Raw genomic sequence first — 551 nt, 5'->3', positions numbered from 1 at the left:
CGACACCCTGTGCTTCGTGGACATCGACTCCATGCTGCGGCGGGTGTACGGCAAGCAGAAGCAGGGCATCGGGTTCGGCCACGCCAAGGTCGGCGGCTACAACGTCTACCCGCGCGGCTACAACCCCCTGGTCGCGACGCTGTCCACCCCGCTGTCCGCGGTGACCGCCGCCACGAGGCTGCGGTCGGGTAACGCCGGCTCGGCCCGGGGCGCCGCCACCATGATCGCCGAGGCCGTCACGACCGCCCGGGCATGCGGCGCTTCGGGGGAGATCATGGTGCGAGCGGACTCGGCGTTCTACGCCAAGACGGTGATCAGCGGCTGCCGGCGTCGTGGCGTGCGGTTCTCGGTCACCTGCCGCATCGACCCGCAGATCCGCGCCGCGTGCGACGGCATCGCCGCCGACCAGTGGGTCGACATCACATATCCGCAGGCCGTCTGGGACGAGGACGCCGGCCGGTGGATCTCCGACGCGCAGATCGCCGAAACCACGTACACCGCGTTCGCCGGCACCCGACACGAGGCGACCGCCCGGCTGATCGTCCGCCGCG

At 71.3% G+C, this 551-nt stretch carries 1 protein-coding gene; it reads left to right on the top strand.

Annotation, left to right across the window (positions count from 1 at the left end; all coding sequences use genetic code 11):
• Positions 1–16: 16 nt before the first annotated feature.
• On the top strand, positions 17–551 hold a 535-nt coding region (locus ACFHWS_RS28540), incomplete at its 3' end, for a transposase (RefSeq protein ID WP_416569588.1).

The organism is Micromonospora sp. LOL_013 (genome assembly GCF_048060315.1).
Lineage (GTDB): Bacteria > Actinomycetota > Actinomycetes > Mycobacteriales > Micromonosporaceae > Micromonospora_E.
Note: the sequence above shows the minus strand (reverse complement) of the source record. Positions and strands in the feature narration are given on the sequence as shown.